We start from the raw sequence: 26882 nt of genomic DNA, 5'->3' as shown, positions 1-26882 counted from the left end.
TCGATGCCGGACCGTACTGTTCCCGGTTTAAAGCGCGGTTAAGCGGGGCTTAACGGGATCGAAGGAATTGACGGCTAGCCGCGTCGGCGCCGAAATCGACAAGACACACAGGGTGACCAAATGCGGCTTGGACGGGCTCGCCGGAGATGCCATAAATGCGAGGGATTACCGACAGTTCGTGATCAGGACCGCCCGTGAAAGCAGCGTTGCACGCTTCAGAAGATCAGCGACTTGCGGCGCTTCGCAGCTATGGCATCCTGGACACGCCGCGCGAACGCGAGTTCGACGACGTGGTGAAGCTGGTGTCCGAGATATGCAACGCGCCGATCTCGGTGATCAATCTGATCGATGACGGCCGCCAGTGGTTCAAGGCCGAGGTCGGGCTCGGCGTGCGCGAGACGCCGATCGACAGCTCGCTGTGCGCCCATGCGATCCTGCAGCCGGGCCTGTTCATCGTTCCCGATACCACGCTGGACGACCGCTTCTGCGATAATCCGCTGGTGATCGGCGATCCCCGGCTGCGCTTCTATGCCGGCGCGCTGCTGCAGACTTCCGACGGCCTGCCGCTCGGCACCTTGTGCGTGCTGGACTTCATGCCGCGGCAGCTCGACGATACCCAGAAGGCGCTGCTGCAGGTGATGGCCGGCCAGGTCATGAAGACGCTGGAGCTGCGCCGGCTGATCGCCGTCGAGCGCGCCGGGCGTCTCGCCGCCGAACTCGTGGTCGAGGAGAACAAGGTGCTGGCGCGCGAGGGCGATCACCGCGTGATGAACTCGCTGCAGCTGGTGCAGTCCGTGCTCAGCCTGCAGATGCGCAGCGCCGACAGCGCGGACACCCGGTCGCATCTGGAATCCGCTCGCAACCGCGTGCTGGCGATCGCCTCGGTGCACAAGGAGCTGCATCTTGGCGGCAGCCTCGAGGACGTCGAGGCCGGTGCCTTCCTGCGCCGCATCTGCGACAGCCTGAAGCTGAACGCGCCGGCCCGCATCGACGCCATCCATGTCACCACCGACGTGCTGATGATGCGCTCCGATCTCGCCAGCACGATGGGCCTGATCTTCGCCGAGCTGGTCACCAACAGCTTCAAATACGCCTATCCGGAACACGGCCGCGGCGCCGTCGACGTCGCGTTCCGGCGCACCGCGCAGGGCTGGACGCTGACCGTGAGCGACGCCGGCCAGGGCCTGCCGCCCGGCTTCGACCCCGCCCGCAGCCACGGCGTCGGCATGCGCGTCGTCAGCGCTCTGGTCCGCCGCCTCAACGCCACGCTGTCCTTTACCGGCGCCCCGCCGACCACGAGCTTCACGGTGGCGTTCGGGCGCGGATGATCGCGCCGCGGAGGACGCGTCGCCGATCCGCGCTGCGCGGGCTGACATGACATTCGCCCACGCGCCGTCGGCATCGCGCCGCCGCGCCAATCGAGCCTTCCGGTGTGCCCCTCGACAACCGAGGGGAATGGCGCGCCGACAGGCGCAGTTGGGTAGTTCGTCGCGCTCCGGATGCGGCGTGCGAGGCCGCAGGCGGGACGCGTCGCCTCTCGGCGCGCCATTGCGGGACTTGTGTCCGGAGCACCGCTTCCGTCGGCACCGGCGCGTCCTCCGCTTCGCCTTGCGAAGCCGAAGTCCGCCATCCCGGCGGCTTTCGCCGCCGTTCACCGATGCCGCCAGCGCACTAGCGCGGCCCCTCCTAGTGGGGGCGGACGGCCACCTCCGGCCTCCCGGGTCCATGGTTGCGAGCCACGTCCGCAGGCACCGCATCCCGCTCCACATCCAGAACGCCTCTAGAAGCGCCCCTCGATGAGCAGGACAGCGAGGATTATAGTCAAAATTCTCTGGGCGTCAACCATAGAAAGACAAAATACCTATAGCTTTTGCTAAGATGCTTTGCCAACAAGCTGTGCCGCCCTTGCATGCATAAGCGAGGCGCGTCGAGACATAAATCCGGCCCCGTTGTCACTGACTAGGGCGTGGACTCACAAGCGCGCAGCCAAATCCGAATCGCAGCGAGTTTGATGAAGGCAAAGTAGAACCGGTTGTAGCAGGTCGTGTAAGGCCCAAAGCTCTCCGGCAGATCGCGCCATGGCGCTGCCGACCGCAATATCCAGAAGATGCCGTTGAGGACCCGCCGGTCGTCCACCCTCGGCACACCGCGCGGCTTGTTCGGAAGGAACGGCCTGATGGCATTCCACTCATAGTCCGTGAGTTCGTATCTCATGATCCGAGGCCCCGATTCGGGAGTTTGAATCATGTCTATCTCAGTGCTCGCAACACGAAACGGAGGGTCCGGAATCGGTCGGATAGCGGACATGCCGCTGACATGTTAAAAACGAAGCGAATGACCCAAAGCTGAAATCTGACAGGCACATGCCGCGAAATCGCTGATGCAGCGATCCTCACTGCGCACACCGTATTTCTACGGGATGTCCGCCAAGCGTAATTAACTAAATTTGGAGGCTGCTGAGCGCATTGTAGAGCGGAGCAGCCCGATCAGGACTGCATTGTAGTTTGGAAATAATGTCATGAAGCTGCGCTTTTCGCTTGGCCTTCGTATTTACTGCATCATCGGTCTGAGCTTTTGCGGCCTGATCGGGCTTTCCGCGCTGCAGATCAACACTCTTTCGACTTCCCTGAAAGCGCAGCGCCAAGCTGAACTTGGCCATTTGGTGGAGCTCGCGGTCGAGGTCGCCAAGGAGGAATATGATTGGGCGAAGCGGGACAAGACCTCAGAGGAGGCGGCAAAGCAGAGGGCTGCGGCTCGCATCGGCAAAATGCGCTACGGGAACGGCGATTACTTTTGGATCAACAATCTGAGCCAGATGATCATGCACCCGACTAAGCCGGAGCTGATCGGCCGAGATATCAAAGAAATCAAGGACCCCGCCGGTAAGCCGTTTTTATATGACGCTGCGGTGTTAGTGAAGCGGGATGGCAGTGGCTTCGTGGAATATGAGTGGCCAAAGCCGGGCAAGGAGGCAGCGCAGCCGAAGCTGTCCTTCGTGACCGGCTTCGCGCCTTGGGAATGGACCATCGGCACGGGCGTGTACATTGACGATTTGCAGGCCCAAGTGTGGGAGAACGCGAAGATTGTCGGTATCGCGGCGCTGATCGTTATCGCCCTAATAGGGATGGTTTCAATCATCATCGCGCGCAAAATGTCATCCGCGCTGGTCGCGATGACATCGGTTGTCACGAAGCTCGGTGAAGGTGACTTCAACATCAAATTACCGGGCCTTGATCGCGGCGACGAGCTTGGCGACATGGCGCGTTCAATCGAACAATTCAAGATCAAGGCTGCTGAGAAAGCCCAGGGCGAGGCGGAAACTATAAAGCAGCAGGAGCAGCTTGCTAAAGAACGGCACAAGCGCGATATGAACAAGTTCGCCGACGATTTCGAAGCCGCCGTCGGAAACATCGTCGAGACCGTATCGTCGGCCTCGACCGAGCTCGAAGCCTCTGCAGGCATACTGACCGCGACGGCCGAACGATCGCAGGTGCTGACCACGAGCGTGGCGGCAGCCTCCGAACAAGCGTCCGCCAATGTGCAGTCCGTGGCATCTTCCACCGAAGAGATGTCTTCGTCGGTCAATGAGATCAGCCGTCAGGTGCAAGAATCCGCCCGAATCGCCAACGAGGCTGTTGACCAGACCCGCAAGACGAATGATCGCGTTAGTCAGTTGTCCAAAGCTGCCGCCCGAATTGGGGACGTGGTCGAACTCATCAACACCATTGCTGGGCAAACCAATCTGCTGGCGCTCAATGCGACCATCGAGGCCGCCCGCGCCGGGGAAGCTGGCCGAGGTTTTGCGGTGGTGGCCTCTGAAGTGAAGGCGCTGGCCGAGCAGACCGCCAAGGCGACCGGCGAGATCGGTCAGCAGATCACCGGCATTCAGGCGGCGACGCAGGAATCGGTCGGCGCGATCAAGGAAATTAGCAGCACCATCGAACGACTGTTCGAGATTTCCTCGACCATTGCGGCGGCGGTGGAAGAACAGGGCGCGGCAACGCAGGAAATCGCGCGCAACGTGCAGCAGGCGTCGCAAGGTACCCAGCAAGTGTCTTCCAACATCGCCGACGTGCAGCGGGGCGCCAGCGAGACTGGCTCGGCCTCGTCCAAGGTGCTTTCGGCAGCTCAGTCGCTGTCGGGGGACTCCAACCGCCTCAAGCTCGAAGTCGGCAAGTTCCTCAATACGGTACGCGCCGCTTAAGCATCGGGTATCGGATCAGAAAAAATGAGAAGCCGCCTACGGGCGACTCTTTCTTTGGGTCAAGGCTCAAGTTCTTTGGGTCAAGGCTCAAGCCGTGTCTCTTCATGGCACTTTTCGGACCTGAGGCGATCTCCAATTTAAGTCTGTAATACGTCGGATGGCGGAGATGCCTCAAGCTCCCACACAGACGCGCGATTTATGAGTACACGCCCTAGCCCGTAGGGCGGATTAGCCTGTCCGCCCACCGGCGGTCAGGCGTAATCCGCCGCGATGAGCTTGGCGGCGCATTACGCTTCGCTAATCCGCCCTTGTAATAGCAAATCGGGATATTGTCAGCTCGTTCCGAGAGGAATGCTCTGCCGCGGACGGCCATCCGCGGCAGAGCGGCTGGCGATCGGATCGTATCCGCCCTGAGTCGTCTGAGACTGCCCCGTAGCGGGATCGCGCCAGCTCCTTCATCGGACCCGGATGGTTGCCGGAACAAGTTGGTTCGCTTCACAAGGCAGGGGTCGACGAAGATGACGAACAATAACACGGAAACGGCCGGCATCGATACGGCCAAAGACAAGCTCGACATTGCGGTGCATGGCCGGGAGCAGCGATGGCAGGTGCCCAACGTAGCGGCGGGATGGCGGCAGTTGGCGGCCGATCTCGGTAAGGCAGGCGTCACCAAAGTCGGTATCGAGGCCACCGGTGGTTATGAACGTGGCGTGGTTACGCATTTGCGCACCAAAGGCTTCGTCGTGCTGGTGCTGCAGCCGATCCAGGTCAAGAACTTTGCCAGGCTGCATCTGCGGCGCGCCAAGAACGACGCCCTGGATGCCGTGCTGGTCGCCGCCTGCGCGGCGGTGCTCGATCCTCCATCTGTCGACGCGGATCCAAGGCTCACGGAGCTGGCAGATCACCTGACCTTCGTCGAACAGATCGAGGAAGACATGGTCCGCCTCAAGACTCGGCTCGAACATATCGACGAGCCACGACGGCGGCGTCTGGTCCTCAACGACATCGATCGGCTGAAGGCGCGCCGAGCCACCGAACTCCTACGAATCGCGGGCCAACTGCGCGACCATCCGGATCTGGCGCGGCGCCTCGATCTGGTGCTCAGCGTCCCCGGCATCGGCGAGCGGACTGCGCTGGCGCTGATCATCCGCATGCCTGAGCTCGGCCAAATCAGCCGGGAGAAGGCGGCAGCTCTTGCCGGCCTTGCGCCGTTCGACGATGACAGCGGCAAGCATAGGGGGCAGCGCCACATTGCAGGTGGTCGAAGCCGCCTGCGTCGCTCGCTGTTTGCTGCGGCGCTGCCGGCCTCGTTCCGCTGGAACAAGGCCCTGTGCGCGCTCTACGAGCGCCTGAAAGCCCGCGGCAAGGCCCACAACGAGGCGCTCATCGCCTGCGCTCGCAAGCTCCTCATCTACGCCAACACCGTCGTCGAGCGCGGCACGCCATGGGTTGAAAAGCAGGCCGCGCTTTAATGGTTGCTACGCTTGCTGCCGATGAAAGATGTGTTTCCACTGAATAATCTCCACAACAGTCCTCACCCCGCCGCATCGTCCTCGATGATCGGCCCGAACAGCTCCCACCTCTCGCCGTTAAACCGCTGCATCTGCAATTGCTTGTTGACGCGGTAATCCGTCGGCGAGCTGGAGTAGGTGATGCCGGGGAGCAGCAGGTCGCTGCCGTAGCCGGACAGCGACGTCGCCTGCTTCATCACATTGGCGCGGGTCAGCTCGTTGCCGCAGCGCTCCAGCACCTTCACCATCAGCTGCGCATTGCCATAGGCGTAGGTGTTGAAGTTCGAGTTCTTGTCGCCCTCGGGATAGTATTTGTCCATGAAGGCGAAATAGCGCTTCATGCCTGCATCGTCCTTCCATTGCGGGTCGAGCGGGTCCTTGCCGTAATTCGTCGAGATCAGCCCCTTCGAATTCTCCAGTCCCGCGGGCACCAGCACGGCGCCGACCGAGGTGGCGTTGATGTCGACGATGTGCACGGGCTTCCAGCCCAAGTCGGCCACCTTCTTGATGGCTTGTGCTGCGAATTTCGGCGTCGAGGCCGAGAACAAGAGATCTGCGCCGGAGGATTTCAGCTTGACGATCTGCGAGTCGATCGTCGGGTCGGCGAGTTCGTAGGAGGCGTCGGAGACGATCATGCTCGCGGCCTTGTCGCCGAGCCCGGCCTTGATGCCGTTGACATAGTCGCGGCCGAGGTCGTCGTTCTGCCAGAGGATAGCGATCTTGGCGGCGGGATAGTTTTTCAGAATGTACTTGCCGTAGATCCGGCCCTCGCTGTGGTAGTTCGGGTTGTAGCCCATCGTCCACGGAAAGTTCTTCGGATCGGAGAATCGCGTGGCGCCGGTGGCGGAGAACAGTTGCGGCACCTGTTTCTGGTTGAGATATTTCTGCACGGCGGCATTGGACGGCGTGCCGACGATCTGGAACGTCAGCAGCACCTCGTCGCTCTCGACCAGCTTGCGCACCTGTTCCACCGCCTTGGGCGGCGAATAGGCGTCGTCATACTGGATCAGATTGATCTTGCGGCCGTTGACGCCGCCCTGTTCGTTGACCATGCGGAAATACGCCGCCTGGGTCTTGCCGATCGAGGAATAGGCGGACGCAGGCCCGGAGAACGGCACGGTCTGGCCGATCCTGATCTCGCTGTCGGAGGCGCCGGAATCGTATTTCTTTTGCGCTGCAGCGGGTGCGGCGGATAAAGCGACGGCTATCGTCGCGGTGGCGAGCAGATGCGCGAACGAAGTCGCGGCGTGTGAATTCCTCATGGCCATGCCTCCCTGATGTGTCGCCGACGGTCGTTCCATTGCTGGCGCCATCGTTGCGGACAGTGTGACGCAGGGAACTAGCGAAGGCAAGTTGACCTGCGCCGTGGGAAATGTGGCGGCATCTGGAGTTTTCGGAGGTGGTTTTGCTATCAGCGCAAAGATCGGAACGGATAACGTTGTTCATCATTGTCGAGGCAAGCAACAACCAACCGGAGGTCACCATGAAGAAGATTATTCTCGCTACCGCCATCACCGCCCTGATGACCGGCGCCGCTTTCGCGCAGGCCAATCCGAACGCGCCGCAGCCGTCCTCGACCGGTGCCGGCATCAACCAGCCCGGCACGACCAGCACCGGCGTCGCCGTTGATCGCTCCGACAGCGGCAAGATGGGTACCACCACCGGCATGAAGAAGGACAGCATGAAGAAGGATGGCATGCATAAGGACGGCATGGCCAAGGACGGCATGGCCAAGGACGGCATGGCCAAGGACGGCATGGCCAAGGATGGCATGTCCAAGGGCAGCATGAGCAAGTAAGCTCTGCCGAACTAGAAAAAGCCGCGCTGGCAACAGCGCGGCTTTTTGTTTTCTTCCCCTCTCCCCTTGTGGGAGAGGGTGGCCGCGCGTCAGCGCGGACGGGTGAGGGGTAGTGTTGCGCTCCGTCGCTCCCTCTCATCCGACGCCGACTTCGTCGGCGCCACCTTCCCACAAGGGGAGAAGGAAAAGAGGTCGCGCTGCTCAAGCCAGCGTGACCACGGCGAGTGCGATCGCCGCGGGCAGCGCCTGCACGAACAGGATCTTGCGGCTGACGCTCCAGGCGCCGTACAGGCCTGCTGTGATCACGCACAGCAGGAAGAAGACTTTCAGCTGCCAGGCGAAGGCCGGCGCGGCGTGCAGCAGGCTCCAGACGAGGCCGGCGGCGAGGAAGCCATTATACAGACCCTGATTGGCGGCGAGCACGGCGGATGCTTGCGCCTTGGTCAGCGTGTTGCCGAAGGTCTTCAGGCCATAGGGCCGGGTCCAGAGAAACATCTCCAGCACCATGAAATAGACGTGCAGCGCCGCCACCAGCGCCACCAATAGGTTTCCAGTCCAGACCATTGCCCTGCCTCCGTCGACGCCTCGGCGCCAGTTGATCCCGGGCGCCGATTGCGCGCCATTTGCGTATCCAGATACCGAATTTCGGCCTGGCCGGCCATGCCACGGTATTTCACCTTGTGGAATCGCCGTGGCATGCCAGCATGGAACCTACCATCATGGTACCTTATTCGGAGCGCCGCAGGCGCTTCGCCCGGCGGAATCGGCATGAAGCTCTCGACCAGGTTGATGTTGGCCATGACGGCGCTGGTGCTGATCGCCGTGGGCGCCGTCAGCGTCACCGCTTATTACAATATCGGACGAACGGTGGTCCCGACCGGGCTGACGCAACTGGCGCTGCACGTAAAGGCCCGGCTCAGCGGCTATGAATCGATCCTGCGCGTGGTCCGCAACGAGGTGCTGTCGACCCGCAGCCTGTCGGCGCATCAGGGGCTGATCCGGGCGCGCCGCCATGGCGGCATCGATCCGCAGGACGGGCTGAGCGAAGAGCAATGGCTGCATCATGTGACGGCCGATTATGTGGCCATGATGGGCGCCAAGCTGGGACTGACGGCCTATCATCTGCTCGACGCCAGCCATGGCGGCCGCGAACTGATCCGGGTCGAGCGGGAAGGCGCCGAGGGCGTGCTTCGCATCGCCCCCACCGCCGAACTCACGCCGCGCGACCACGACCTGCTGCGCAGCGCGCTCGCGGTGCCGGACACTGAACTGTATTTCTCGCCGATCAGCTTTCTGCCGCCGCGCACCGTGCACGGGCCGGCGGTCCCGTCGATCTCGGTGGCCGCGCCGCTACGCGGGCCGGCCGGCGAAGCGTTCGGCGCGTTGGTGCTCGAATACGATCTGCGTCCGATCTTCGAGCGGATCCGCGAGGCGCTGGGCAGCGACACCGAAGTCCATTTCGTCGATGCCAGCGGCCCGTATCTGATGAACTACAAAGGCGGGCAGATCGAGCAGGCCGATCCCAACCGGCGCTGGCAGGATGATTTTCCGAAGCTGGCTGCGTCGCTCGGCGACAAGCAGGGCACCGCGACCGTGTTCACCGCGGCCGACGGCCAGCAGGTCGCCGCCGCCATGGTGGTCGCGCCGCTTTCCAGCGGTTTGCGAACCGGCGTGATCGAAACCGAGCCGTTCAACCGGATCATGGCGCCGGCCATCGCGCTGCAGAACGCCGGGTTGACCGTCGCTCTGTTCGCGGTGATCGGCGCCGTGATGCTTGCGATGTGCCTGTCGCGCTCGCTGGCGGGTCCCGTGGTCCGTATCACCGGGGCGGTGGACGAGTTTTCGAGGACCGGGCAGCTCACCGTGCCGAGCGGGTTGAGCGGCGAGACCGGCATCCTGGTCGACGCCTTCGTCCAGGCGGTCGGCAAGATCGAGCGGACCTCGGCGGCGCTGCTGATCAAGTCGGAGCTGCTCGACAAGATCATCGCCAGCATGGCCGATGCGCTGGTGGTGATTGACGCGAAGGGCGGGCGGATTTTTGCCAACCCGACCTGCGTCGCGCTGTTCGGCGCGGCCGAGGACATCGGCTCGACGCGCTGGCGGCAGAAATACAAGCGCTTTCTCTGCGACGGCGTGACGCCGATGCCGGAAGGCACCAGCCCGGCCGAGCGGGCGCTGCGCGGCGAGAGCTTCGACAATGTCGAGCTCGGGATCCGGTTTGCGGACCAGGCGCTGATCCAGGTGGCTGCCAGCGGCCGCCCGATTCTCAATGCCGACGGCTCGTTCGGCGGCGCCGTGATCCTGTACCGCAATGTCACCGCACTTCGCGAGACCGAACGCCAGCTTCGCCAGGCGCAGAAGATGGAAGCGGTCGGCCAGCTCACCGGCGGCGTGGCGCACGACTTCAACAACATCCTCACCGTGCTGACCGGCGGCGTCGAGATCATCAGCGAAGGCGTCAAGGACCAGCCGATGCTGGCGCGGGTGGCGCAGATGCTGAACGACGCGGTCGACCGCGGCGCCGATCTCACCCACCAATTGCTGGCCTTCGCCCGCAAGCAGCCGCTGCAGCCGCGCCTGATCGAGATCAATGCGGTGGTCACCGACTCGGCGCGGCTGCTGCGGCCGACACTCGGCGAAAAGGTCGATATCGAAGCCCGGCTGATCGCGGAGCCCTGGCCCGTGCTGGCCGACCCGGCGCAGCTCTACAGCGCACTGCTCAATCTGGCGGTCAACGCCCGCGACGCGATGCCCTCGGGCGGCCGGCTGACGCTGGAAACCGGCAATGTCATGCTCGACGAGGCCTATGCCGAGCAGAACGCCGAAGTCGTGCCCGGCCCCTATGCGATGATCGCGGTGAGCGACACCGGCACGGGGATGCCTGCCGCGATTCTCGACCGCGTGTTCGATCCGTTCTTCACCACAAAGCCGATCGGCAAGGGCACCGGCCTCGGCCTCAGCATGGTTTACGGCTTCGTCCTGCAGTCCGGCGGTCACATCAAGATCTACAGCGAGGAAGGTTATGGCACCACGATCAAGATCTTCCTGCCGTGCGCCGAGCTGGCCGGCCCGGCACCGGCGGTGACGCAGGCGCCCGAGATCACCGGAGGTCAGGAGGTTCTGCTGGTGGTCGAGGACGATGAACTGGTGCGCAGCTACGTCATCACCAATCTGGTCAGCCTCGGCTACCGGGTGCATACCGCCACCAACGCCGTGGAAGCGCTGGCAATGGTGCAACAGGGGCTGGCGTTCGACCTGCTGTTCACCGATATCGTGCTCGGCGCCGGCATCAACGGCCGCCAGCTCGCCGACGAGATCCGTGCGCTGCGGCCGGGGCTGAAAGTGTTGTACACCTCCGGCTACACCGAGGATGCCGTCGTTCATCACGGCCGGGTCGAAGCCGGGGTCCGGCTGCTGACCAAGCCCTATCGCCGCGCCGATCTGGCCCGGATGCTGCGGCTGGCGCTGGACGGGGAGGGGATGGCGGTGACGTAGGTCGTCCCGGCCAGCTCTGCAGCCGTGTCGGTCGTTCGGTTCATGATACGGGTGCAATGCTGCCCGGGTGGCCATCCCTGGCCTGGCGCGCAGCCAGCACCGTTTGGCGCGCGAGGCCAGGAACCGACTGCTGCGCGGGCGATCCGTTTGGACACTTAAATGCTGCGGAGGGTCACTCTGTGTGCAATTCATCTTGTTAAATCGCCGGTGCAGGCGAACATGGCCTATTGATCGAACACCGCGCCCTCTGCTGGCGCGGGCGACGCGGAATTTTGGATGAGACTGTCGACCCGCCTGATCCTTGCAATGACGGCGCTGGTGCTCGGCATGGCGGCGGTCGGCCTGCTGGGCTACCGCAATGTCGAATCCGCCGTGCTGCCGGTCAGCCTCGACCGGCTGATGACGCAAGCGCGGGCGCGGCTCGGCGTGCTCGACATCCTGCTGCGCGACGTCCGCGGCGACGTGCTGACGCTGCGTGCCAGTCCCTCGCATGACGGGCTGGTGCGGGCCAGGCAGGCCGGCGGCATCGATCCCGTCGAGAATATTTCGGCGGCGAAGTTGCAGGAAAGGATCGAGGCTATTTATGTCGGGCGGTTGCGCTTCCAGCCGGAGGTGCGGCAGTTGCGCCTGATCGGCATCGCCGACGGAGGTCGCGAGATCATCCGGGTGGACCGTCTGGGTCCGGGCGGCACGATCCGCGTCGTGCCCCAAGCCGAACTGCACCGCATCGGCGATCGCGGCTATTTCCGCGACGCCATCGCTCTGCCGGTGGATCAGGTCTATGTGTCGCCGATCGAGTTCAATCAGGAAGATGGCAAAGCCGACCTGCCCGAGATCCCGGAGCTGCGCTTCGCCTCGCGTATCAACGATTCCGAAGGCCGCCCGTTCGGCATCTTCATGATCAGTATCGATGTCCGGCCGACCTTCGACAGTATCCGTGCCGCGATGGACGATCGGTCGATGATCTACGTCGTCAATACTGCCGGCGATTTCCTGCTGCATCCCGACCCGTCCCGCGCCTTCGGATTCGAATTCGGACGGCGCTACCGCTGGCAGGACGAGTTGCCTGGCCTGGAGGCGGCGATCGGCCCGGAGGGCAGGGGAGCCGCGTTGGTCGAGGGCGCGCAGGGCAAGCGGGTCGCGGCGGCGATCGCAACGGCGCATGTGGCCGGCGGTCCGCTGCTCGGCGTCATCGAGACGGCATCCTATGACAGCATCATGGCGCCGGCGTTGGCGCTGCGGCGGTCCAATTTGTGGATTGCGTTGGGCGCGGTCGGCGTCGCCATCGTGCTGGCGACCTGGATGGCCCGCGTCCTGACGCGGCCGCTGCGTCAGATCACGGCGGCGGTGGAAGGTTTCGGGCGCGGCGAGCCGATCCAGCTGCCGGACGCGGGCAACGGCGAAATCGGCATCCTCTCGGCGGCCTTCGCCCGCATGGCGCGCGATGTCTGCGCAGCCAATGCGGCGCTGCGCGAAAAATCCGAGGTGTTCGACAAGACTATCGAGAGCATGTCCGATGGCATCCTGATCGTGGATGCGCAGGGCCGCACGGTGTTCGCCAATGCGGTGTGCAGGGCGCTGTTCGGCCACAATCTGCCGGTCGGCGTCTCGGCCTATCAGCAGGGCCATCAACGTTTCCAGACCGATGGCGTCACGCCGTTGGCGGCGGAGGACGCGCCGCTCGCCCGCGCGCTGCGCGGCGAGCGATTTGAAAACGTCGAGTTTGTTTTTCGCCGTGGCAGCGACTCAAATCTGATCCATGTCACCGCCAGCGGCGGCATCCTGTCCGGCCCGTCCGGCAGGATGGACGGCGCCGTCGTCGTCTACCGCAACCTGACACGGTTCAAGGAAACCGAGCGCCAGCTGCAGCAGGCGCAGAAGATGGAAGCGGTCGGCCAGCTCACCGGCGGCGTGGCGCACGACTTCAACAACATCCTCACCGTGCTGACCGGCGGCGTCGAGATCATCAGCGAAGGCGTCAAGGACCAGCCGATGCTGGCGCGGGTGGCGCAGATGCTGAACGACGCGGTCGACCGCGGCGCCGACCTCACCCACCAATTGCTGGCGTTTGCCCGCAAGCAGCCGCTGCAACCGCGCCTGATCGATATCAATGCGATGGTCACCGACTCCGCGCGGCTGCTGCGGCCGACACTCGGCGAGAAGGTCGATATCGAAGCCCGGCTGATCGCGGAGCCCTGGCCCGTGCTGGCCGACCCGGCGCAGCTCTCCAGCGCGCTGCTCAATCTGGCGGTCAACGCCCGCGACGCGATGCCCTCGGGCGGCCGGCTGACGCTGGAAACCGGCAATGTCATGCTCGACGAGGCCTATGCCGGGCAGAACGTCGAAGTCGTGCCCGGCCCCTACGCGATGATCGCGGTGAGCGACACCGGCTCGGGAATTCCCGCCGCGATTCTCGACCGTGTGTTCGATCCGTTCTTCACCACCAAGCCGATCGGCAAGGGCACCGGCCTCGGCCTCAGCATGGTCTATGGCTTCGTCCGGCAGTCCGGCGGTCATATCAAGATCTACAGCGAGGAAGGTTATGGCACCACGATCAAGATCTTCCTGCCGCGCGCCGAACTGGCCAGCCCGGCACCGGCGGTGACGCAGGCGCCCGAGATCACCGGAGGTCAGGAGGTTCTGCTGGTGGTCGAGGACGATGAACTGGTGCGCAGCTACGTCATCACCAATCTGGTCAGCCTCGGCTACCGGGTGCATACCGCCACCAACGCCGTGGAAGCGCTGGCAATGGTGCAACAGGGGCTGGCGTTCGACCTGCTGTTCACCGATATCGTGCTCGGCGCCGGCATCAACGGCCGCCAGCTCGCCGACGAGATCCGTGCGCTGCGGCCGGGGCTGAAAGTGTTGTACACCTCCGGCTACACCGAGGATGCCGTCGTCCATCATGGCCGGGTCGATGCCGGGGTCCGGCTTTTGACCAAGCCGTATCGCCGCGCCGACCTCGCGCGCATGCTGCGGCTGGCGCTCGACGGCGACGGCACGGCGGCGACGTAGGGGATCGACCCAGCAAGCGATTTAGTCACTGCGGCCCGCGACCCTTTCCAGCTGTCTCCCCGCTTTCGCGGCGACGACAGCTGATAGGTGGCGGCAGGACTACGGCTGCAGAGACAGCTGCCGCCTTACGCCGCCGGATCCGCCGCGGCTTTCAGGTGCCGCGGCGGATTGCGTTTTACTTCGCGCGGCCGGCCAATTGCTCGAGCAGCACCTTCGCCGCCGGGCCGGACGACGCCGGGTTCTGGCCGGTGATCAGCAGGCCGTCGGTCAAAACATAGGAGCCCCAGTCCGCTCCCTTGGAGTAGAGGCCGCCCTTGGCCTTCAACTCGTCCTCGACCAGGAACGGCACAATCTCGGTCAAGCCAACGGCAGCTTCCTCGGTGTTGGTGAAGCCGGTGACCTTTTTGCCTTCGACCAATGGCTTGCCGTCCGGCGTCTTGACGTGACGAAGCACGCCCGGCGCGTGGCAGACCAGCGCGACGGGCTTACCGGCGGCGACGAAGGATTCGATCAGGGCGATCGAGTTCTTGTCTTCGGCAAGATCCCACAACGGGCCGTGACCGCCGGGATAGAACACGGTGTCGAAGTCGGCCTGCGCGACGATGTCGAGGCGCAGCGTGCCGGCGAGCTGGGCCTTGGCCTTGGCATCGGCCTCGAAGCGGCGCGTCAGGTCGGTCTGGCTGTCCGGCTCGTTGCTCTTCGGATCGAGCGGCGGCTGGCCGCCCTTGGGCGAGGCCAGCACGATCTCGGCGCCGGCATCGAGGAACGCATAATACGGCGCGGCCAGCTCTTCGAGCCAGAAACCGGTCTTGCGGCCGGTGCTGCCGAGTTCGTCATGCGAGGTCAGGACCATCAAAATCTTCATGTCAGTTCTCCATTGGTAAGGTTTTAGTAGACCGGTCGTCTTTCAATCGGGAACAGTTGTCCCCGATGGCGTTGCGTTGTCCGTCGGTCAGGACGACAGATGCAGGATCTCGCGGGTGGTCCTCTGCGCGGCGTCGAACGGGTCGGTCGTGCGCACGATCTTGGCCATCACGCTGGCACCGAGCCACGACTGATACAGGCTTTGCGCCACCTCACGGGGCTGGCCCCTGACCGACAGCGAACCTTCCTTCAAGCCCGTCTCGATGGCCCGTCCGAGCCGGTCGATGATCCCTGCCGTGCCGCGGTTCAGCGCCGCCCGCATCGTTTCCGACAGGTCCGCGACCTCCGCGCCCAGCTTCACCGCCAGACACTTGCCCTGACAATCGAGCTGCGACTGGGTTTGCCGCCACTGCTGAAAGTAATTCATCAGGCGCTGCGCCATCGTCTGGCCGGGCAGTTGGAGCGTCGCATCGATCTCGGCGAGATAGTCCTTGAAATAGCTCTCCAGCAGCGCCTCGCCGAACGCCTCCTTCGATCCGAAATAATGGTAGAATGACCCCTTAGGCACGCCGGCGCTGCTCAGGATCTCGTTCAGGCCGACCGCAGAAAACCCCTTGGCGGCCATGATGCGTTGGCCGGTTTCAAGGATACCCTGCCGGACATCCGCGGGTTCATAGCCGATCGACTGCTTCATGCGGCGTGTATAGGATGTATTAGACCGGTCGTCTAGTATTTGTTGCAGGTTGGCTTTGAAAAGGGCTGCCGGTGCGCCGACCTCGCCCGCATGCCACGGCTGGCGCTGGACGGCGACGGGGCGACGGGGCGGCGGGCACACTGTCATTCCGGGATGTGACAGACGGCGAAGCCGGATGGCGCAGACCCGGAATCCCGAAATGTTCATCGTCTCATGTCGAGATTCCCCGCCACTCCAATTGGAGTGGCTGAGGTTCGCTCGCTGCTGGCGCGCTCGCGCCCCGGAATGACAAGAGCTTACGCCGAATGCTCCGCGGCGTCGCCATGCGCCAACAGATGGATCAGTGCGCGCTTGATCGCGGCCTGCCGCGTGGGCGCGTTGATCTGCGCGCCCAAAAGATCCGTGACGTAGAACACGTCGCGGGCGCGCTCGCCGAAGGTCGCGACATGGGCCGAGGCGATGTTGAGGTTGAGCTTCGAGATCGAGGTGGTGAGCTGGTACAACAGGCCGGGGCGGTCGAGGCCGGAAACCTCGATCACGGTGTAGCGGTCCGACCAGTTGTTGTTCAGCGTGACTTCCGGCTCGACCACGAACGGCTTCAGCTTGCCCTTCGACGCCGCGCGCTTGGCGACGGTTTCCGGCAGCCGCAACTTGCCCTCCAGCACGTCCTCGATCATGTCGCCGATCCGGGTCGCGCGGCGCGCCTCGTCGTCGTCGCGGTCGTATTCCCGGGAGATCGCGATGGTATCGAGCGCGCGGCCATCCGTCGTGGTGTAGATCTGTGCATCGACGATGTTGGCGCCGGCCGCGGCACAGGCGCCGGCGATGATCGACAGCAGCCAGGGATGGTCGACCGCCAGAATGGTGAGTTCGGTAACGGCGCGGGCCTCGTCGAAGCCGACATTGATCGCGAGCTTATGGCCGGCCTCCTCGGAGGCCCGCAGGAAGCGGGCGTGGCGGATCTTGCGGCCCAGTTCGACCTTGAGCCAGTACGCCGGATAATGCCTGGAGATATAGGCGTTGAGCTCCTGCTCCGGCCATTCGGTGAAGACGCGGCGGAATTCCGCCTGCGCCACCGCGATGCGCTGGGCGCGGTTGACCTCGGAGAAGCCGCCGGTCAGCACCGGCTCGGTCTCGTAATACAGCGTGCGCAGCAATTGCGCCTTCCAGCCGTTCCAGACGCCGGGACCGACGCCGCGGATGTCGGCGGTGGTGAGGATGGTCAGCAGCTTCATTTGCTCCACCGACTGCACCACGGCGGCGAAGTTCTCTATCGTCTTTGAGTCCGACAGGTCGCGCGACTGCGCTACTGTGGACATGGTCAAATGTTCCTCGATCAGCCACGCCACCAGTTCGGTGTCGGCGGCGTTGAAGCCGAGCCGCGGGCACAGCCGTCGTGCTACCTTGGCGCCGGCGATCGAGTGATCTTCCGGCTGGCCCTTGGCGACGTCGTGCAGCAACACCGTGATGTAGATCACCGCGCGGTGCTCGGGCTGGATCTTGCGCATCAGGTCGGAGGCGACCACGAACTCGTCATTGCCGCCGCGCTCGATCTCCTGCAGGATTCCGACGCAGCGCAGCAGGTGCTCGTCCACCGTGTAGTGGTGGTACATGTTGAACTGCATCATCGAAACGATGCGGCCGAACGAGCGGATGAAATGGCCGAGCACGCCGGCCTCGTTCATTCGCCGCAGCACGGTCTCGGCATTGTCCGAGGTCAGGATCTCCATGAACAGCGCGTTGGCTTCGGGATCCTCGCGCATCTCGGCATTGATCAGCCGCAGCGAGCGGGTCGCGGCGCGCATCGCGTCGGGATGGAAGGCGAGGTTGTTCTTCTGTGCGAGGCGAAAAAGCCGGATCAGGTTGACCGGGTCTTCCTTGAACACGTCGGGCGCGGCAAGGTTGATGCGGTTGTTGTCGATGATGAAGGCATCCGAGCCCGGCACGCGGCGGCGTTGCAAATCGGGCCGCAGCTTGGCCATCATCCGGCTCAAAGCCGGCACCGGCTTGGTCTGCTGGTCTTCCAGCTTGGCGCACAGGATCGCGGTGAGGTCGCCGACCTGCTTGGCGATCAGGAAGTAGTGCTTCATGAAGCGCTCGACGTCCTGCATGCCGGGATGCGAGGTGTAGCCGAGCCGGACCGCGATATCGCGCTGCAGGTCGAACGACAATCGCTCTTCCGGGCGATTGGTGACGAAGTGGATGTTGCAGCGCACCGTCCAGAGAAAGTCCTCGCAGCGCTTGAAGACGCGGTATTCATGTGCGTCGAACACGCCGCGCGCCAGCAGTTCCTTGGTATCGCGGACGCGGTAGACGTATTTCGCGATCCAGAACAGGGTGTGCATGTCGCGCAGCCCGCCCTTGCCGTCCTTGACGTTGGGCTCGACCAGATAGCGCGACTGGCCGCCGCGGCGGTGGCGCTCCTCGCGCTCGGCGAGCTTGGCCGCGACGAATTCGGTCGCGGTGCCCTGCACCACCTCGGCGTCGAAGCGGGTCATCAGCTCGTCGAACAAAGCCTGGTCGCCGGTGAGGAAGCGCGCCTCCAGGATGCCGGTGCGGATCGTCATGTCGGCGCGCGACTGGCGGATCGACTCGTCGACCGAGCGGGTGGCGTGGCCGACCTTGAGCCCCATGTCCCACAGGCAATACAGGATCACTTCGGCGACCTGTTCGCCCCAGGCGGTCTGCTTGTACGGCAGGATGAACAGCAGATCGATGTCGCTCTCCGGCGCCATCAGCCCGCGGCCATAGCCGCCGGTGGAGACCACCGCCATGCGCTCGGCGGTGGAATGATTGGTCGAGGGATAGAGATGTTTGGTCGCCGAGGCGAACAGCATGCGGATGATCTGGTCCTGCACGTAGCACAAAGTCTCGGCGCAGCGCCGGCCGTGGCGGTCCTTCAACAAAATGGTCTCGGCAGCCTGCCGCGCGGCCAGCAACTCAGCCTTCAAAAGCTTGGCGACGGCGGCGCGAAACAAATCGTGGCGGCCGCGATGCTCGGCGGCCAGCGCGTCGATCGCGGCGGTGATGCGCAACGTGTCGAAACGGGGGTCGGCCGATGGGCGCGTGGCGATTGCAGTTTCCATGACTAGCCGGGATATCGGACGGCGCGGGCGCTGTCACGGGCAATGTGACATATCGTCGTCCGATCCCGGTCAATTCACTTAACGAACTGGTGTTGTTCGGATTTCGGCGAGGTATCGGAGTTGAACCGCAAGGTGTAGATAGCGGCCGCGCTTACCCTCCCCTGGAGGGGGAGGGTCGATGCGCGCGAAGCGCGCGTCGGGGTGGGGTGGGTGTTCAGATCCGCCGCTGCCCCTGTCACCCCACCCCGACGTCCGTCACGCTTCGCGTGCCGGGCGCCGACCCTCCCCCTCAAAAGGGGAGGGTGAGAAAGTGCCGTTGCCTTGATGCCTGCCGATCTTATCCCTCCCGACCTCGCTGTCGCGCTGACGCTGCTGCTGCGCATGGCGGTGACCGCGGCCTTCGTCGTCACCGCCTCGATCATCACCGAACGCTCCGGTCCGGTGATCGGTGCACTGGTGGCGACGCTGCCGATCTCCGCCGGGCCGTCCTACGTGTTTCTCGCGCTGGACCACGATGCCGCTTTCATCGCGCAGGGCGCGCTGGCCAGCCTGCCAGTCAACGCCGCCACCATGTCTCTCGCGCTGACCTATGTGTGGTTGGCGCAGCGCTGCAGCACCGTGGTCAGCCTCGGCGCGGCGGTACTGGTGTGGTTCGCGCTGGCGGCTGTGGTGCGAAGTACCGAGTGGTCGCTGATGTCGGGCATCGCCGTCAATGCAGTCGCCTTCGCCATCGTGCTGCCGCTGATGGCGCGGTTTCGTCATGTGAAGATGCCGGTGATCGTCCGGCGCTGGTACGATATCCCGCTGCGCGCCGCGCTGGTGGCCTCGCTGGTGGCGACCGTGGTGACGCTGTCATCGACCATCGGGCCGGCCGGCAGCGGCATTCTCGCGCTGTACCCGGTGGTGCTGACCAGCCTGATGCTGCTGCTGCAGCCGCGCATCGGCGGGCCCGCTACCGCCGCGGTGATCGCCAATGGCGGCTGGGGCCTGATGGGCTTCGGCCTGTCGATCGTGGCGTTGCACCTCACCGCGGTGCGGCTGGAATCCGCGCTGGCGTTGAGCCTCGCGCTGGCGATCTGCGTGGCGTGGAATCTGGCGCTGTGGACGTGGGGGCGGCGACGCAGGGGCGCTGTGTAACTTACCCCTTCGGCAGCTTGGCCTTCAGCGCATAAAGCGCCTCCAGCGCCTCGCGCGGCGACAATTCGTCGGGGTGGATCGCGGCGAGGGCCGCAATCAGCGCTTCGGCCTCGGTCGGCGGCGCGGGCTCCGCGGCGGCGCGGGAGGGGATGGCGAACAAAGGCAGGTCGTCCATCAGCGCCCTCGTATTCTGGCCGCGGTCCTGCGCTTCCAGCTTGGCCAGCACCGACTTGGCGCGCGCGATCACCGCGGCCGGCAGGCCGGCGAGCTTGGCGACCTGGATGCCGTAGGAGCGGTCCGCCGAGCCGGGCAGCACCTCGTGCAGGAACACCACGTCGCCATGCCATTCCTTGACGCGGACGGTGGCGTTGAACAATCGCGGCAGTTTGGCGGAGAGCGCGGTGAGCTCGTGATAATGCGTCGCGAACAGCGAGCGGCAGCGGTTTGACTCGTGCAGGTGCTCGATCGCCGCCCAGGCGATCGACAGACCGTCGAAAGTCGCGGTGCCCCTCCCGATTTCGTCGAGGATGACGAGCGCGCGCTCCGAGGCCTGATTCAGGATCACCGCGGTCTCGACCATCTCCACCATGAAGGTGGAGCGGCCGCGCGCCAGATCGTCGGCGGCGCCGACGCGCGAGAACAATCGGTCGACGATGCCGATCCGCGCGCGCCCCGCCGGCACGTAAGACCCGATCTGCGCCAACAGCGCGATCAGCGCGTTCTGCCGCAGGAACGTCGATTTACCGGCCATGTTGGGGCCGGTGATCAGCCAGATCTGGCCGGATTTCTGCGCCGGCCCCGGCGACAGGTCGCAGGCATTGGCAATGAAGGGATGGCCGTCGCGGCGCAGCGCCTGCTCGACCACGGGATGGCGGCCGCCCTCGATGGCGAAGCCCAGCGAATCATCGACTTCGGGGCGGACATAGTTGTCGTCGATCGCGAGCTTGGCCAGGGCGGTCGCGACGTCGAGCAGCGCGAAGGCGTGTGCTGCGGCATGCAGATCGTCGGCGTCGTCGGCGACCATCAGTGCCAGGCGCTCGAAGATTTCGAGTTCGAGGCCAAGCGCGCGGTCGCCGGCGTTCGCAATCCTGGCTTCGATCTCGCCGAGTTCGGCGGTCGTGAAGCGGGTCTGACCGGCCAGCGTCTGGCGGTGGATGAAGGTGGCGTTGAGCGGCGGCGTCATCAGTCTGTCGCCGTGCTGCGCGGTGACCTCGACGAAGTAGCCGAGCACGTTGTTGTGGCGGATTTTCAGGCCCTTGACGCCGCAGTCGTCGGCGTAGCGCGCCTGCATCGCGGCGACCACGAGGCGCGAGGCATCACGCAGATTGCGGGTCTCGTCGAGCGCGGGCTCAAAGCCTTCGCGGACGAAGCCGCCGTCGCGCTTTTGCAGCGGCAGCTCGTCGGCGAGGGCGCGAGAAAAAGTGCGGGCCAGGTCGCGCGACGGCCGGCGCAGCGCGTCCATCGCGGCCGTGATGTCGGTCGGCAGGTTGTCGATCACAGCCAGCCGCGCCAGCACCTGGTCGGCGGCGAGCACGCCGTCGCGCAGTGCGGCGAGATCGCGCGGGCCGCCGCGGCCGACGGCGAGCCGCGCCAGCGCGCGCGACATGTCGGGCGCGGCCTTCAGTGCCGAACGAATATCGTCGCGCACGCCGGCATCAGTTACGAACACCGCGACCGCGTCGAGCCTGCGCCCGATCGCGGCAGCGTCGGTGAGCGGCGCCGCAAGGCGCTGTGCGAGGAGGCGGGAGCCCGCGGCGGTGACGGTGCCGTCGATGGCATCGAGCAAGGATCCCTTGCGTTCGCCGGATAGCGTCCGCGTCAGTTCGAGATTGGCGCGGGTGGCGGAATCGATCGCCATCGTGGTGCCGGCGGCCTCGCGCGACGGCGGCGACAAAGGCGGGCGTTTGCCGAGCTGGGTGCGGTCGATATAGGTCACGGCGGCGGCGGCGGCGGTCGCCTCCAGCCGCGACATCGCGCTCAAGCCGTCCATCGTGGCGACGGCGAAATAGTCGCACAATCTGCGCTCCGCGGTGGCGCCGTCGAACACGTCGCGGGTCACCGGCGTCACCGCCGGCAGTTCGCGCAGCAACTGGGCTATGTCAGCGTCACTGTATAGCGCGTCGGTGACCACCGCCTCGTTGGGATTGATCCGCGCCAGCGTGGCGCCGAGCTCGGCCACGCTGCATTCGGTGACGTTGAATTCGGCGGTCGAGATGTCGATCCAGGCGAGGCCAATGCGGTCGGCGCCGGCCGAGCCCTTCGCCCGCGCAATGGTCAGCAGATAGTTGTTGGTGCGGGCGTCGAGCAGCGTGTCTTCGGTCAGCGTGCCCGGCGTCACCAGCCGCACCACGTCGCGCTTCACCACGCTCTTGTTGCCGCGCTTGCGGGCCTCGGCCGGGTTCTCCATCTGCTCGCACACCGCGACGCGGTGGCCGAGCGCGATCAGCCGGTGCAGATAATCGTCGGAGCGCTCCACCGGCACGCCGCACATCGCGATGTCATTGCCCTGGTAACGGCCGCGCTTGGTCAGCACGATGCCCAGCGCCCTTGATGCCGTCTCGGCGTCCTCGAAGAACATCTCGTAGAAATCGCCCATCCGGTAGAACAGCAAGAGGCCGGGATTGGCGGCCTTGATTTCAAGGTACTGCTCCATCATCGGCGACACTTTGGTGGTGTCTTCGACGGGTACGGCGGCGGGCTCGGGAGCCGGGATGTTTTGCTGGATCGTCATGGCCGCGAACGCTAGCAAATTTAGGCCGGGAGTTCACAGGGCGGGACGGCGTTTTCCAGTGCCTAAGCGATCTTGCGAGATTATAGGGATTTCCCTATAATCTCGTTGTGGGCGATGATCGACCAGACACAAAAGCCTGTATCTTCATTGGCTCCAGCCTGAAGGACCTGAAGCGATTCCCCGCGAAGGTTCAGAACCGGATCGGTTATGCGCTGGGGCAGGTTCAGGACGGCGACGAACCGAATTCGGCGAAGGCGCTGAAGGGATTTGGCGGGCGTTCCGTCCTCGAACTGATCGATGATTTCGACACCGATACGTACAGGGCGGTCTACACCGTGCGTTTCGAGGGCGTCGTATACGTGCTGCACGCCTTCCAGAAGAAGTCGAAAAAGGGTGCCGCTACGCCGCATCACGACATCGACCTGATCAAATCGCGATTGCGCGACGCCGAAGCGCACTTCCGCGCCCGCCAAGGAGAAGGCTGATGAACAAGCGTGAAATCGAGGCGACCGAGAGCAGCGGCAACGTGTTTGCCGATCTCGGCCTGCCGGATGCCGAACAGCGGCTGCTGAAGAGCCAGATCGTTGCGCAACTGCAGCGGCTGATCAAAGGCCGTGGGTTGACCCAGGTGAAGGCCGCCAAGTTGCTGGGCATCCATCAGCCGGATCTGTCGCTGCTGTTGCGCGGCGATTTCGACGACTATTCGGCGGAGCGGCTGATGAAAATGCTCACGGTGTTCGCGCAGGACATCGAAATCACCATGCGGCCGAACCGCGACGCCGGGAAGCCGGGGCGCATCACCTTCAAGACGGCCGCCGCCTAGCTACCTTGCGCATATCCGCCCCGCCTGCGGCGCGGCGCTGGCGCCCAGCCAGCATTTGACGGCCCGCTTGGGCCTTCCTACAACAGCCGCCAAATCCGGCGGTCCAACGCGGATGGCGCCTTCAGGGAGAATTTCATGAGCGATGTCTTTATCTGCGACGCAGTGCGCACCCCGATCGGCCGCTTTGGCGGTTCGCTGGCCAAGGTCCGCGCCGATGACCTCGCCGCCACCCCGATCAAGGCGCTGATGGAGCGCAATCCGGGCATCGATTGGACCGGCATCGACGAGGTCTATTTCGGCTGCGCCAACCAGGCCGGCGAGGACAACCGCAACGTCGCCCGCATGGCATTGCTGCTGGCCGGACTGCCGGAACAGGTTCCCGGCCTGACGCTGAACCGTCTGTGCGCGTCCGGCCTCGATGCGGTCGGCGCCGCCGCCCGCGCCATCCGCGGCGGCGAGATCGATTTCGCCATTGCCGGCGGCGTCGAATCGATGACCCGCGCGCCGTTCGTCCAGGGCAAGGCCACCGAAGCCTTTTCGCGCTCGGCCGAGATCTTCGACACCACGATCGGCTGGCGCTTTATCAATCCCTTGATGCGCGAGAAATACGGCGTCGACGCGATGCCGGAGACCGGTGAGAACGTCGCACAGGATTTCCAGATCTCGCGCGCCGACCAGGATGCCTTCGCGATCCGCTCGCAGCAGGCCGCCGGCCGCGCCATTGCGTCCGGCTATTTCGCCGAGGAAATCGTCGCGGTGCATGCGCCGGGCGGCAAGGCCGGCCCGATCGTGGTCGACAAGGACGAGCATCCGCGCCCCGAGACCACGCTGGAGGGCCTCACCAAGCTGCGCCCGATCGTGCGCAAGGACGGCACGGTCACCGCCGGCAACGCCTCGGGCGTCAATGACGGCGCCGCCGCCATGATCCTGGCCTCCGCCGCCGCCGTGAAGAAGTATGGCCTGACGCCGCGCGCGCGCATTCTCGGCCTCGCCTCGGCCGGCGTGGCGCCGCGCATCATGGGCATCGGCCCGGTGCCGGCGACGCAGAAGCTGATGGAGCGGCTCGGCCTCAAGATCTCGGACTTCGATTTGATCGAGCTCAATGAAGCTTTCGCGTCGCAGGGCATTGCTGTGCTGCGCCAGCTTGGCGTCAAGGAAGATGCCGACTTCGTCAATCCGCATGGCGGCGCGATCGCGCTCGGCCACCCGCTCGGCATGAGCGGCGCGCGCCTCGCGATGACCGCGGTGCACGGCATGGAAAAGCGCGGCGGCAAGCTGGCGCTGGCTACGATGTGCGTCGGCGTCGGCCAGGGCGTGGCGATGGCGATCGAGAAGCTGAACTAAGTCCCTCATCCTGGGGAGCGGCCCCTGGGCCGCGTCTCGAAGGATGAGCGCCACACTCCTCATGGTTCGAGACGCGCGAAGACGCGCTCCTTACCATGAGGGCACCGTCCCGGAGGAAGCATGACGCTAATCTATCCCGTCGAGAGCAACGAAGCGCACGCACCGCGCCTGTCGCCCGGCTACAAGAGCACCATCAAGCGCGCGCCGCAGAAGGCGCGCATCCTGATGCCGCAGACGATCTCGGAGCTGACCGGCCCGGTGTACGGCCACGAGACCGTGCGCCCCGGCGATCACGACCTGACCACGATGCACACCGGCGAGCCGATCGGCGAGCGCATCATCGTGCATGGCCAAGTGCAGGACGAGGACGGTCGCGGCCAGCCGAACGTGCTGGTCGAATTGTGGCAGGCCAATGCCTGCGGCCGTTACGTCCACGTCTGGGATCAGCACCCTGCGCCGCTCGATCCGAACTTCACCGGCGCCGGGCGCACCGTGACGGACGCCGAAGGCAACTACAAATTCATCACCATGAAGCCCGGCGCCTATCCGTGGGGCAACCACCCCAACGCCTGGCGTCCTGCCCATATCCACTTCTCGGTGTTCGGCCACGCCTTTATCTCAAGGCTGGTTACGCAGATGTACTTCCCCAACGATCCCTTGTTCCCGTATGACCCGATCTTCAATTCGGTCACCGACGAGCGCGCCCGCAACCGCATGGTGTCGGATTTCGATCTCGACAAGACCGAGCCCGGCTGGGCGCTGGCCTATCGCTTCAACATCGTTTTGCGCGGGCGCAACGCCACGCCGCTGGATAATCACTGATGTCAGGTCTAACCCCCTCGCAAACCGTTGGCCCGTTCTTCGCCTATGGCCTGACGCCCAATGGCAACTACGCCTGGAACGACGCCTTTACCAATAATTTGCTGACGGCCGACGTCACCGGCGACCGCATCCGGATCGAAGGCTTCGTCTATGATGGCGACGGCGTGAATGTGCCCGACGCCATGCTGGAAATCTGGCAGGCCGACGCGCAGGGCCGGTTCTCGGACCCGCAGGATTCCCGCGCGCTGTCCAATGCCAGCTTCAAGGGTTTTGGCCGCTGCGGCACCGGGACCGAAGGCTTTTCGTTCGAGACGATCAAGCCCGGTGCCGTGCCTGGCCTGGACGGGAAACCGCAGGCGCTGCATATCGTGCTGGCGGTGTTCGGCCGCGGCATGACGATGCAGAGCATGACGCGGATCTATTTCGACGACGAGCCGGCCAATGCCACCGACGGCGTGATGGCGCTGGTGCCGGAAGATCGCCGCGTCACGCTGATCGCGAAAAAGACCGCACCGGGCGTCTATCGCTTCGACGTCCATCTGCAGGGCGACAACGAGACGGTGTTTTTCGACGTGTAGGTTCCTGACCTCTCCTCGCAAAGGGCGCAGAGAGGTCGGACCCATTCCATTCGCGGTTCCGGCATGAGTGGAAAAGCCATTCCTCATGTCGCGCCGGGCGAACGGCTCTGCGCACCCGGCATGGCCGCCGGCCCAAGAAACTTGTGCCGCGACGTCTAAAAAGCGAGCCAAGCGGCGCCCGACGCATTACATTATCGGTATGACCGCCTTGAAATCGAAATCCGTGGCGAAGCCGAGCTTTCCGCACCCCGGCCATGACCACGACCGCTGTACGGCCGACGCGATCCGGCATGCCGAAACGGTATGTGCCGGCCGGTCGCAGAAATTCACCCCGATCCGCCGCGCCGTGCTGGAGGCCCTGCTGGCCAGTCACCGGCCGCTCGGCGCCTATGAGGTGATCGACGAACTTGCCAAGGTGACCGCGCGTCCGGCGCCGATCACGGTGTACCGGGCGCTGGATTTCCTGATGGAGAACGGCCTCGTCCACCGCATCGAGAGCCGCAACGCCTTCCTGGCCTGCGCCCACGACCATGGCGAGGCCTCGATGGTGGCGTTTTTGATCTGCGACCGTTGCGGCTCGGTCGGCGAGGTGCCGGCCACCCGCGTGGCGCAGAGCCTCAACGACGCCGCCCGCACCACCGGCTTCGTGCCGAAACTGTCGGTGGTGGAAATCACCGGCACCTGCGCGCATTGCCACGCCAGCTAGCTACCCCGACAACGACAACACGGCGACAAGCCGGCACGAGGCACCATGTCCGTCACGCCCGATAAGGTCCCGCC

Annotated in this window: 19 protein-coding genes and 1 pseudogene; 13 read left to right on the top strand and 7 right to left on the bottom strand. The window is 64.8% G+C overall.

Translation table 11 applies throughout. From position 1 onward, the window contains the following. Positions 1-194 precede the first annotated feature (194 nt). Positions 195-1328 carry a histidine kinase dimerization/phosphoacceptor domain -containing protein gene (locus tag FIU28_RS24700; RefSeq protein ID WP_143575721.1) on the top strand — a complete coding sequence of 378 codons (1134 nt, stop codon included), beginning with the start codon at positions 195-197 and terminating at the stop codon, positions 1326-1328. Positions 1329-2025: 697 nt separating this feature from the next. Here the strand turns inward: FIU28_RS24700 and FIU28_RS24695 are convergent. Next, positions 2026-2214: pseudogene (locus FIU28_RS24695) on the bottom strand (transposase); the annotation flags it as partial. 304 nt (positions 2215-2518) lie between these two features. Between FIU28_RS24695 and FIU28_RS24690 the strand changes: the two are divergent. Both FIU28_RS24690 and FIU28_RS24685 read left to right on the top strand, forming a co-directional pair. Then, complete coding sequence (locus FIU28_RS24690) at positions 2519-4204, top strand: methyl-accepting chemotaxis protein (RefSeq protein ID WP_143575720.1); 1686 nt, start codon at positions 2519-2521, stop codon at positions 4202-4204. Positions 4205-4722: 518 nt separating this feature from the next. Beyond that, on the top strand, positions 4723-5676 hold the full coding sequence (locus FIU28_RS24685; protein ID WP_143571863.1) for an IS110 family transposase: 954 nt from the start codon (positions 4723-4725) through the stop codon (positions 5674-5676). A gap of 62 nt (positions 5677-5738) precedes the next feature. On the opposite strand, the gene FIU28_RS24680 is transcribed toward FIU28_RS24685, so the two are convergent. Next, a complete protein-coding gene (locus FIU28_RS24680; RefSeq protein WP_168203034.1) occupies positions 5739-6977 on the bottom strand; it encodes an ABC transporter substrate-binding protein in 1239 nt (412 codons plus the stop codon). A 221-nt stretch (positions 6978-7198) separates the two neighbouring features. On the opposite strand from FIU28_RS24680, the gene FIU28_RS24675 reads away from it, so the two are divergent. After that, positions 7199-7513, top strand: a complete 315-nt coding sequence (locus tag FIU28_RS24675) for a protein YbgS (RefSeq protein ID WP_143575718.1) — start codon at positions 7199-7201, stop codon at positions 7511-7513. A gap of 201 nt (positions 7514-7714) precedes the next feature. On the opposite strand, the gene FIU28_RS24670 is transcribed toward FIU28_RS24675, so the two are convergent. Continuing rightward, positions 7715-8077 (bottom strand): DUF1304 domain-containing protein, encoded by a 363-nt coding sequence (locus tag FIU28_RS24670; RefSeq protein WP_143575717.1) that lies wholly within the window; start codon positions 8075-8077, stop codon positions 7715-7717. 204 nt (positions 8078-8281) lie between these two features. On the opposite strand from FIU28_RS24670, the gene FIU28_RS24665 reads away from it, so the two are divergent. Continuing rightward, on the top strand, positions 8282-11008 hold the full coding sequence (locus FIU28_RS24665; RefSeq protein ID WP_143575716.1) for an ATP-binding protein: 2727 nt from the start codon (positions 8282-8284) through the stop codon (positions 11006-11008). A gap of 276 nt (positions 11009-11284) precedes the next feature. Beyond that, positions 11285-14023, top strand: a complete 2739-nt coding sequence (locus FIU28_RS24660) for an ATP-binding protein (RefSeq protein WP_143575715.1) — start codon at positions 11285-11287, stop codon at positions 14021-14023. 175 nt (positions 14024-14198) lie between these two features. Here the strand turns inward: FIU28_RS24660 and FIU28_RS24655 are convergent, their stop codons facing one another. The 3 genes from FIU28_RS24655 to FIU28_RS24645 all read right to left on the bottom strand — a co-directional run bounded on the left by FIU28_RS24655 (position 14199) and on the right by FIU28_RS24645 (position 18667). After that, on the bottom strand, positions 14199-14888 hold the full coding sequence (locus FIU28_RS24655; protein ID WP_143575714.1) for a type 1 glutamine amidotransferase domain-containing protein: 690 nt from the start codon (positions 14886-14888) through the stop codon (positions 14199-14201). 87 nt (positions 14889-14975) lie between these two features. Beyond that, positions 14976-15581, bottom strand: coding sequence for a TetR/AcrR family transcriptional regulator (locus FIU28_RS24650; protein WP_143575713.1), 606 nt, complete (start codon positions 15579-15581; stop codon positions 14976-14978). A gap of 296 nt (positions 15582-15877) precedes the next feature. Then, a complete protein-coding gene (locus tag FIU28_RS24645) occupies positions 15878-18667 on the bottom strand; it encodes a [protein-PII] uridylyltransferase (RefSeq protein WP_143575712.1) in 2790 nt (929 codons plus the stop codon). A 339-nt stretch (positions 18668-19006) separates the two neighbouring features. Here FIU28_RS24645 and FIU28_RS24640 point away from each other — a divergent pair, with 339 nt between their 5' ends. Next, positions 19007-19804 (top strand): hypothetical protein, encoded by a 798-nt coding sequence (locus tag FIU28_RS24640; protein ID WP_143576392.1) that lies wholly within the window; start codon positions 19007-19009, stop codon positions 19802-19804. 1 nt (position 19805) lies between these two features. On the opposite strand, the gene mutS is transcribed toward FIU28_RS24640, so the two are convergent. After that, a complete protein-coding gene (gene mutS / locus FIU28_RS24635) occupies positions 19806-22535 on the bottom strand; it encodes a DNA mismatch repair protein MutS (protein ID WP_143575711.1) in 2730 nt (909 codons plus the stop codon). A gap of 107 nt (positions 22536-22642) precedes the next feature. Here mutS and FIU28_RS24630 point away from each other — a divergent pair, with 107 nt between their 5' ends. The 6 genes from FIU28_RS24630 to FIU28_RS24605 all read left to right on the top strand — a co-directional run bounded on the left by FIU28_RS24630 (position 22643) and on the right by FIU28_RS24605 (position 26808). Beyond that, a complete protein-coding gene (locus FIU28_RS24630) occupies positions 22643-23020 on the top strand; it encodes a type II toxin-antitoxin system RelE/ParE family toxin (RefSeq protein WP_246660797.1) in 378 nt (125 codons plus the stop codon). Continuing rightward, positions 23020-23358 (top strand): helix-turn-helix domain-containing protein, encoded by a 339-nt coding sequence (locus tag FIU28_RS24625; protein ID WP_168203033.1) that lies wholly within the window; start codon positions 23020-23022, stop codon positions 23356-23358. Before FIU28_RS24630 ends, FIU28_RS24625 begins: the two co-directional genes overlap by 1 nt. A 135-nt stretch (positions 23359-23493) precedes the next feature. Beyond that, complete coding sequence (gene pcaF, locus FIU28_RS24620) at positions 23494-24702, top strand: 3-oxoadipyl-CoA thiolase (RefSeq protein WP_143575710.1); 1209 nt, start codon at positions 23494-23496, stop codon at positions 24700-24702. Positions 24703-24822: 120 nt separating this feature from the next. After that, a complete protein-coding gene (gene pcaH / locus FIU28_RS24615) occupies positions 24823-25524 on the top strand; it encodes a protocatechuate 3,4-dioxygenase subunit beta (RefSeq protein ID WP_143575709.1) in 702 nt (233 codons plus the stop codon). Beyond that, on the top strand, positions 25524-26102 hold the full coding sequence (pcaG, locus tag FIU28_RS24610; protein WP_143575708.1) for a protocatechuate 3,4-dioxygenase subunit alpha: 579 nt from the start codon (positions 25524-25526) through the stop codon (positions 26100-26102). The genes pcaH and pcaG overlap by 1 nt, the downstream gene beginning before the upstream one ends. Before the next feature lie 208 nt (positions 26103-26310). Continuing rightward, a complete protein-coding gene (locus FIU28_RS24605) occupies positions 26311-26808 on the top strand; it encodes a Fur family transcriptional regulator (RefSeq protein WP_441351254.1) in 498 nt (165 codons plus the stop codon). Positions 26809-26882: the final 74 nt, after the last annotated feature.

It is taken from the genome of Tardiphaga sp. vice154 (assembly GCF_007018645.1).
GTDB lineage: Bacteria > Pseudomonadota > Alphaproteobacteria > Rhizobiales > Xanthobacteraceae > Tardiphaga.
This window is presented reverse-complemented; position numbering and strand designations above follow the sequence as displayed.

What these genes read in the sequence shown, in the direction of transcription:
- FIU28_RS24690 (WP_143575720.1), top strand. Translation starts at nt 2,519, where the DNA reads ATGAAGCTGCGCTTTTCGCTTGGCCTTCGTATTTACTGCATCATCGGT.
- FIU28_RS24685 (WP_143571863.1), top strand. Translation starts at nt 4,723, where the DNA reads ATGACGAACAATAACACGGAAACGGCCGGCATCGATACGGCCAAAGAC.
- FIU28_RS24680 (WP_168203034.1), bottom strand. Translation starts at nt 6,977, where the DNA reads ATGAGGAATTCACACGCCGCGACTTCGTTCGCGCATCTGCTCGCCACC.
- FIU28_RS24675 (WP_143575718.1), top strand. Translation starts at nt 7,199, where the DNA reads ATGAAGAAGATTATTCTCGCTACCGCCATCACCGCCCTGATGACCGGC.
- FIU28_RS24670 (WP_143575717.1), bottom strand. Translation starts at nt 8,077, where the DNA reads ATGGTCTGGACTGGAAACCTATTGGTGGCGCTGGTGGCGGCGCTGCAC.
- FIU28_RS24665 (WP_143575716.1), top strand. Translation starts at nt 8,282, where the DNA reads ATGAAGCTCTCGACCAGGTTGATGTTGGCCATGACGGCGCTGGTGCTG.
- FIU28_RS24660 (WP_143575715.1), top strand. Translation starts at nt 11,285, where the DNA reads ATGAGACTGTCGACCCGCCTGATCCTTGCAATGACGGCGCTGGTGCTC.
- FIU28_RS24655 (WP_143575714.1), bottom strand. Translation starts at nt 14,888, where the DNA reads ATGAAGATTTTGATGGTCCTGACCTCGCATGACGAACTCGGCAGCACC.
- FIU28_RS24650 (WP_143575713.1), bottom strand. Translation starts at nt 15,581, where the DNA reads ATGAAGCAGTCGATCGGCTATGAACCCGCGGATGTCCGGCAGGGTATC.
- FIU28_RS24645 (WP_143575712.1), bottom strand. Translation starts at nt 18,667, where the DNA reads ATGGAAACTGCAATCGCCACGCGCCCATCGGCCGACCCCCGTTTCGAC.
- mutS (WP_143575711.1), bottom strand. Translation starts at nt 22,535, where the DNA reads ATGACGATCCAGCAAAACATCCCGGCTCCCGAGCCCGCCGCCGTACCC.
- FIU28_RS24625 (WP_168203033.1), top strand. Translation starts at nt 23,020, where the DNA reads ATGAACAAGCGTGAAATCGAGGCGACCGAGAGCAGCGGCAACGTGTTT.
- pcaF (WP_143575710.1), top strand. Translation starts at nt 23,494, where the DNA reads ATGAGCGATGTCTTTATCTGCGACGCAGTGCGCACCCCGATCGGCCGC.
- pcaH (WP_143575709.1), top strand. Translation starts at nt 24,823, where the DNA reads ATGACGCTAATCTATCCCGTCGAGAGCAACGAAGCGCACGCACCGCGC.
- pcaG (WP_143575708.1), top strand. Translation starts at nt 25,524, where the DNA reads ATGTCAGGTCTAACCCCCTCGCAAACCGTTGGCCCGTTCTTCGCCTAT.